The organism is Citrobacter sp. MGH 55 (assembly GCF_016906145.1).
Lineage (GTDB): Bacteria > Pseudomonadota > Gammaproteobacteria > Enterobacterales > Enterobacteriaceae > Citrobacter_A > Citrobacter_A amalonaticus.
Map to the genome: position 1 here is coordinate 3,899,918 of NZ_CP070239.1, position 6,473 is coordinate 3,906,390.

8 protein-coding genes are annotated in these 6,473 nt (G+C 55.1%); 7 read left to right on the top strand and 1 reads right to left on the bottom strand.

Translation table 11 applies throughout. From position 1 onward, the window contains the following. Positions 1–1,002, top strand: coding sequence for an adenosine deaminase (gene add / locus JTI98_RS16040; protein WP_216081524.1), 1,002 nt, complete (start codon positions 1–3; stop codon positions 1,000–1,002). A 40-nt stretch (positions 1,003–1,042) separates the two neighbouring features. Here the strand turns inward: add and JTI98_RS16045 are convergent, their stop codons facing one another. Continuing rightward, entirely contained in the window at positions 1,043–2,083 is a 1,041-nt protein-coding gene (locus JTI98_RS16045) for an oxidoreductase (RefSeq protein WP_044265354.1), read from the bottom strand. A gap of 240 nt (positions 2,084–2,323) precedes the next feature. Between JTI98_RS16045 and blr the strand changes: the two genes are divergently transcribed. From blr to rsxC, 6 genes are all read left to right on the top strand, one after another. Next, positions 2,324–2,449 carry a division septum protein Blr gene (blr, locus tag JTI98_RS16050; protein ID WP_043001937.1) on the top strand — a complete coding sequence of 42 codons (126 nt, stop codon included), beginning with the start codon at positions 2,324–2,326 and terminating at the stop codon, positions 2,447–2,449. 283 nt (positions 2,450–2,732) lie between these two features. Further along, entirely contained in the window at positions 2,733–2,948 is a 216-nt protein-coding gene (gene ydgT / locus JTI98_RS16055; RefSeq protein WP_043000783.1) for a transcription modulator YdgT, read from the top strand. 78 nt (positions 2,949–3,026) lie between these two features. Beyond that, the gene (locus JTI98_RS16060) at positions 3,027–3,467 is read left to right on the top strand and encodes a DUF2569 domain-containing protein (RefSeq protein WP_044328197.1); all 441 of its coding nucleotides are present in this window, start codon (positions 3,027–3,029) and stop codon (positions 3,465–3,467) included. A gap of 76 nt (positions 3,468–3,543) precedes the next feature. Beyond that, on the top strand, positions 3,544–4,125 hold the full coding sequence (rsxA, locus tag JTI98_RS16065; RefSeq protein ID WP_003029144.1) for an electron transport complex subunit RsxA: 582 nt from the start codon (positions 3,544–3,546) through the stop codon (positions 4,123–4,125). Continuing rightward, positions 4,125–4,703: an electron transport complex subunit RsxB gene (gene rsxB, locus JTI98_RS16070; protein ID WP_043000785.1), complete on the top strand. Its 579-nt coding sequence runs from the start codon at positions 4,125–4,127 to the stop codon at positions 4,701–4,703. Before rsxA ends, rsxB begins: the two co-directional genes overlap by 1 nt. Beyond that, the coding region (gene rsxC, locus JTI98_RS16075) for an electron transport complex subunit RsxC (protein ID WP_252869599.1) at positions 4,696–6,473 on the top strand (1,778 nt) is incomplete at its 3' end. The genes rsxB and rsxC, both read left to right, overlap by 8 nt.

A 6,473-nucleotide genomic window follows, 5' to 3' on the forward strand; every position in this document is an offset into this window, starting at 1 on the left:
ATGATTGATAATTCCCTGCCGTTAACTGACATTCATCGCCACCTTGATGGTAACATCCGGGCACAAACCATTCTGGATCTTGGCCGCCAGTTCAATTTGCCCCTCCCCGCGCAAACCCTTGAAACGCTGATCCCTCATGTACAGGTCACGGCCACTGAACCGGATCTGGTTAGCTTTCTGTCGAAACTGGACTGGGGCGTGAAAGTCTTAGCGTCCCTCGACGCCTGTCGCCGCGTCGCGTTTGAAAATATCGAAGACGCCGCGCGCAATGGCCTGCACTATGTAGAACTGCGTTTTTCTCCGGGCTACATGGCAATGACACATCAGCTGCCGGTTGCTGGCGTGGTGGAAGCGGTCATCGCTGGCGTACATGAAGGCTGTAAAACCTTTGGCGTGCAGGCGCAACTGATCGGCATCATGAGCCGGACCTTCGGCGAGGCCTCGTGTCTACAGGAGCTGGAAGCACTGCTGGCGCACCGCGATCGGATCACCGCGCTTGACCTTGCCGGTGATGAACTGGGCTTCCCTGGCAGCCTGTTCCTGTCCCACTTCAACCGCGCGCGTGACGCAGGCTGGCACATTACGGTGCACGCCGGAGAAGCTGCCGGTCCGGAAAGCATCTGGCAGGCCATTCGCGAACTGGGTGCGGAACGCATCGGCCACGGCGTGAAAGCGGTTGAGGATCCGGCGCTGATGGATTTCCTCGCGGAACAACGGATTGGCATCGAATCCTGTCTGACGTCGAATATTCAGACCAGCACCGTGGCATCATTGTCCGCGCATCCGCTGAAAACGTTCCTCGAGCATGGCGTCCTCGCCAGCCTGAATACTGACGATCCGGCGGTCCAGGGAGTGGATATCATTCACGAATATACCGTTGCGGCACCGGCAGCAGGACTGAGCCGTGAGCAGATTCGTCAGGCACAGATTAACGGACTGGAAATCGCCTTCCTGAGTGCGGCGGAAAAACAGGCGCTGCGAGAAAAAGTGGCGGCGGCATAACGAAAAGAGGCCCGACGTGATTCATCGGGCCTTTCAGACATCAGGCAAGGCATAACGTCGAACGATGTTTCGCCGACTCAATTCCCAGTTCAATCAGTTCCATAATCTGGATAGCCTGGCTCGCCGGTACAGGGTTCTCTCCGTGACCATTCAACGCATCGCGGATCCCGGCATAGTACGCCGGATAGTTCCCCGGCACAGTCAGCCAGGTCTCTTCCACCCGTGTTTCGCCTTCAACGCGTGTGACGATGCCATCACGCATATCGTAGCCCCAGTCTTCTTGCGGCAGGCGCTCGCCATTTTTCAGACGCTCTTCCTGCGGATCCAGACCGTACTTCACATAGCTGCCGCGCGAACCATGCACGATGTAACGCGCCGATTCCGCTGCCGCCAGCATCGTACCGTGTAAGATCACCCGACGCTGCGGGTAGGAAAGCGTGGCATGGAAGTAGTCCGTTGACTGTGCCCCCGGGCGCAACTGGGCCAAATCTACCGTCATGCTGACAGGCAGACCGAACAGATTGATCGCCTGATCAAGAAGATGCGGTGCCAGATCGTACCAGATACCGCTTCCCGGTCCCCCTTGCTCACGCCAGCGATCCCGTACCTGCGGACGAAAGCGGTCGAAATGCGATTCAAAATAGGCGACCTCACCCAAAACGCCTTCCGCCAGCATCGCTTTCAGGGTCAAAAAGTCACTGTCCCAACGACGGTTGTGGAAAACAGAGAGCACCCGTCCCAGACTGCGTGCCAGCGTATCCAGTTCGCGCGCTTGTGACAGTGTCACGGTGAAAGGTTTATCAACCACCACATGTTTACCCGCTTCCAGCGCCGCTTTGGCCAGCGGGAAATGGGTATCGTTTGGTGTGGGTATGACGATCAGATCAATATTAGGGTCGTTAAACAGATGCTTCGGCTCAGAGACAACGGCCACGGAAGGCCAGTCCGCCTTCACTTTCGCTGCATCGCTACTGGAAACGACGGCCAGTTCCAGTCCCGGCGTGCCATCAATTAGGGGGGCATGGAACGTTTTACTGGCGTATCCGTAGCCAATCAGTCCTACACGGATGTTGTCACTCATATATATGCCTCTCGTTTCAGTCTGTGACTATTTCACACTATCCATGAACCACTCACAATAGTTTAATAACCCTGAGGCTATAAAGGTCGTTATTTAACTTAAGTCAAATAAATGTCACTTTCGGGCAGTTTGTCGGTATAAAGTCGCTGAAATCGTTCCCGAAACACTTGCCGGGATAATTATTGCTAAGTAACATCTGCTGCCGGTATTTAAGGATAAATCAAGCAAATGTCGTCAGTCATCAATCGTCTTATTGAATTAACAGGTTGGGTGGTTCTTGCGGTTTCCGTGGTCCTCCTTGGCGTTGCCAATCATATCGATAATTATCAGCCTCCCGAACCGACTGCCGCTGTTCAGCAGAAATAGCGCACCAGGCGGCGTATGTCGCCTGGAAAGTCGGTTTTCCCGAATTATTTGCAGAAAAAGCCGAAAAATTATCTGAAAAAGCGAATTGTGCGGCCTCCCATGCCGGCGCTTATTGCCAGTGATGGCGAAGCGCGTTACCCTTCGTTCTGGTGTCGTCTGGCACTGCAAACACCATTTAAGAAAATACTTTTTCGGCCTTTACCTGCCGGTTCCTTTCACCGGGACAGGTTTATTTTACCTTCACCACTCGTGGCTTTATTTTTWTATATAGGGATCCCTGTTTATGACTGTTCAGGATTATTTATTAAAATTTCGCAAAATTAGCTCGCTCGAAAGCCTGGAAAAACTGTTTGACCACCTGCACTACACCCTGACCGACGATCATGACATTATCAATATGTATCGCGCGGCCGATCATCGCCGCGCAGAACTGGTCTCCGGCGGTCGCCTTTTTGATGTTGGTCAGGTACCGAAATCCGTCTGGCACTACGTGCAATAAGAAAGTAGCGCTTGCCGGTAAAAGCTTTATAATAATTGCCCCAAAAACAACGGTACGTCTGGCAATTCCGGAGATTTTATGACCACAACACCGGCACAGCGCATTGGCGGTTGGTTACTGGGCCCGCTGGCCTGGCTTTTAGTCGCCTTGCTGAGTGCGTCGCTGGCCTTGTTCCTGTATGCTACGGCGCTCGCCTCGCCTAAAACGTTGGCGATGCTGACGGAGCAAAGTACCGGCAACCTGCTGTTGTGGGGCGTCTCTTTTCTTACCGCGATTGCCATGTGGTATTACACCCTGTGGTTGACGATTGCGTTCTTTAAGCGCAGACGCAGTGTGCCGAAGCACTATATTATCTGGCTGCTGGTCTCCGTTTTACTGGCGGTCAAGGCTTTTGCCTTTTCACCGGTGCCCGACGCCTTAGCTGTGCGTCAGTTACTCTTCCCGTTGCTGGCGGCAGCACTGTTAGTGCCCTATTTCAAGCGTTCCTCGCGTGTGAAAACGACCTTTGTGAACCCGTAATAACCTTACAGTTAACCTGTTGTCGCCTGCTGTAGATTGTCAGATAATAGGCGGCTTTTTTATTTCAGGCCGAAAAATGACTGATTACCTGCTGCTGTTTGTCGGAACTGTACTGGTCAATAACTTTGTACTGGTTAAGTTTCTGGGGCTTTGTCCTTTTATGGGCGTTTCCAAAAAGCTGGAAACCGCGATGGGGATGGGGCTTGCGACCACGTTTGTGATGACGCTGGCCTCAATCTGCGCCTGGCTGATTGACACCTGGATCCTGATCCCGCTCAATCTCATTTATCTGCGCACGCTGGCCTTTATTCTGGTTATCGCGGTCGTGGTGCAATTTACTGAAATGGTGGTGCGCAAAACCAGCCCGGCGCTCTATCGCCTGCTGGGGATTTTCTTACCGCTGATCACCACCAACTGCGCGGTTCTCGGTGTCGCGCTGCTGAATATCAATCTCGGCCATAACTTTTTACAGTCGGCGCTGTACGGTTTTTCCGCCGCCGTCGGCTTCTCGCTGGTGATGGTGCTGTTTGCGGCGATTCGCGAGCGTCTCGCCGTTGCAGATGTCCCGGCACCGTTTCGCGGTAACGCCATTGCGCTGATTACCGCCGGATTAATGTCTCTGGCCTTTATGGGCTTTAGTGGTTTGGTGAAGTTGTAATGAATGCTATCTGGATTGCCGTTGCCGCCGTGAGCCTGCTGGGCCTGGTGTTCGGCGCTATCCTGGGTTACGCCTCCCGTCGTTACGCGGTGGAGGATGATCCTGTCGTTGAAAAAATCGATGAGATTCTGCCGCAGAGCCAGTGTGGGCAATGCGGCTATCCCGGCTGTCGCCCCTATGCGGAAGCGATTGGCAGTCAGGGTGAAAAAATTAACCGCTGTGCGCCTGGCGGCGAAGCGGTGATGTTAAAAATCGCTGAACTGCTGAACGTGGATCCCCAGCCGATTGATGGCGATGAACAGGATGTGGCGCCGGTCCGCATGCTGGCGATGATTGATGAAGCCAACTGTATCGGCTGCACCAAGTGTATTCAGGCCTGCCCGGTGGACGCCATTATTGGCGCAACGCGTGCCATGCACACGGTGATGAGTGATTTATGCACGGGCTGCAATCTGTGCGTGGATCCCTGCCCGACTCACTGCATTGAACTGCGTCCGGTCGCCGAAACACCTGACAGCTGGAAGTGGGATTTGAACACGATCCCCGTGCGTAATATCCCCGTGGAACAACATGCTTAAGTTATTCTCTGCTTTCAGAAAAGATAAGATCTGGGATTTCAACGGCGGTATCCATCCGCCGGAAATGAAAACCCAGTCAAACGGCACGCCGCTGCGTCAGGTTCCCCTCGCGCAGCGCTTTGTTATGCCGCTCAAACAACATATCGGTGCCGAAGGTGAACTGTGCGTCGCCGAAGGGCAACACGTATTGCGCGGACAAGCGCTGACCCGTGGATGGGGAAGAATGCTCCCGGTTCATGCGCCCACTTCCGGGACGGTGATCGCCATTGCGCCCCACTCAACGGCGCATCCTTCGGCATTAGCTGAACTTAGCGTGATCATCGACGCCGACGGCGAAGACCGCTGGATTGAACGCGAAGGTTGGCAGGATTACCGTTCGCAGAGCCGCGAAGCCCTAATCGAACGTATTCACCAGTTCGGCGTCGCTGGACTGGGCGGTGCCGGCTTTCCAACCGGCAATAAATTAAAGGGTGGCGGCGACAAAATTGAAACGCTGATCATCAACGCGGCGGAATGTGAACCCTATATCACTGCCGACGATCGGCTGATGCAGGATTGTGCGGCGCAGGTTGTCGAGGGTATCCGCATCCTGGCGCATATTCTGCAACCTCGTGAAGTCCTCATCGGTATCGAAGATAACAAACCGCAGGCCATCTCAATGCTGCGTGCGGTGCTGGCCGACGCGCGGGATATCTCACTGCGTGTCATCCCGACGAAATATCCGTCGGGCGGTGCAAAACAGCTGACCCAAATCCTGACCGGGAAGCAGGTTCCGCACGGCGGTCGTTCTTCCGACATCGGCGTACTGATGCAAAACGTCGGTACGGCGTATGCGGTAAAACGCGCGATCGTCGATGGAGAACCGATTACTGAACGGGTTGTGACCCTCACCGGTGAAGCGGTCAGTCGTCCAGGCAACGTCTGGGCGAGGCTGGGTACACCAGTGAAACATCTGTTAAATGATGCCGGTTTCTGTCCTTCTGCCGATCAGATGGTGATTATGGGCGGCCCGCTGATGGGCTTCACCCTACCGTGGCTCGATGTGCCGGTCGTAAAGATCACCAACTGTTTGCTGGCGCCGTCAGCGACAGAGATGGGTAAACCACAGGAAGAGAAAGGCTGCATTCGCTGTAGCGCCTGCGCCGACGCCTGCCCGGCAGATCTTCTGCCCCAGCAGCTTTACTGGTTCAGTAAAGGGCAACAGCATGACAAAGCCACGGCGCATAACATTGCCGACTGCATTGAATGCGGCGCCTGTGCCTGGGTTTGCCCGAGCAATATTCCGTTGGTGCAATATTTCCGTCAGGAGAAAGCCGAGCTTTACGCAATAAGTCAGGAAGAGAAACGCGCGGCAGAGGCTAAAGCGCGCTTTGAAGCGCGTCAGGCTCGCCTGGAACGAGAGAAAGCGGCGCGTCTGGAACGTCACAAGAAAGCCGCCGTGCAGCCTGCGGCAAAAGATCAGGATGCCATTGCCGCCGCCCTGGCTCGCGTCAAAGAAAAACAGGCGCAAGCGACTCAACCGGTCATGATCAAAGCCGGTGAAAAACCGGACAATAGTGCGGTGATAGCCGCTCGCGAAGCGCGCAAAGCGCTGGCACGAGCAAAACAGGCCGGGAACGTCACCGCAGTGGATGCCGATCCGCGCAAAGCCGCCGTTGAGGCCGCGATCGCCCGTGCGAAGGCGCGCAAGCAGGAACAGCAGACCAGCGGCGAACCTGCCGCACCGGCTGAACCGGTGGATCCGCGCAAAGCCGCCGTTGAGGCCGCTAT

What these genes read in the sequence shown, in the direction of transcription:
- ydgT (WP_043000783.1), top strand. Translation starts at nt 2,733, where the DNA reads ATGACTGTTCAGGATTATTTATTAAAATTTCGCAAAATTAGCTCGCTC.
- JTI98_RS16045 (WP_044265354.1), bottom strand. Translation starts at nt 2,083, where the DNA reads ATGAGTGACAACATCCGTGTAGGACTGATTGGCTACGGATACGCCAGT.
- rsxB (WP_043000785.1), top strand. Translation starts at nt 4,125, where the DNA reads ATGAATGCTATCTGGATTGCCGTTGCCGCCGTGAGCCTGCTGGGCCTG.
- JTI98_RS16060 (WP_044328197.1), top strand. Translation starts at nt 3,027, where the DNA reads ATGACCACAACACCGGCACAGCGCATTGGCGGTTGGTTACTGGGCCCG.
- rsxA (WP_003029144.1), top strand. Translation starts at nt 3,544, where the DNA reads ATGACTGATTACCTGCTGCTGTTTGTCGGAACTGTACTGGTCAATAAC.
- add (WP_216081524.1), top strand. Translation starts at nt 1, where the DNA reads ATGATTGATAATTCCCTGCCGTTAACTGACATTCATCGCCACCTTGAT.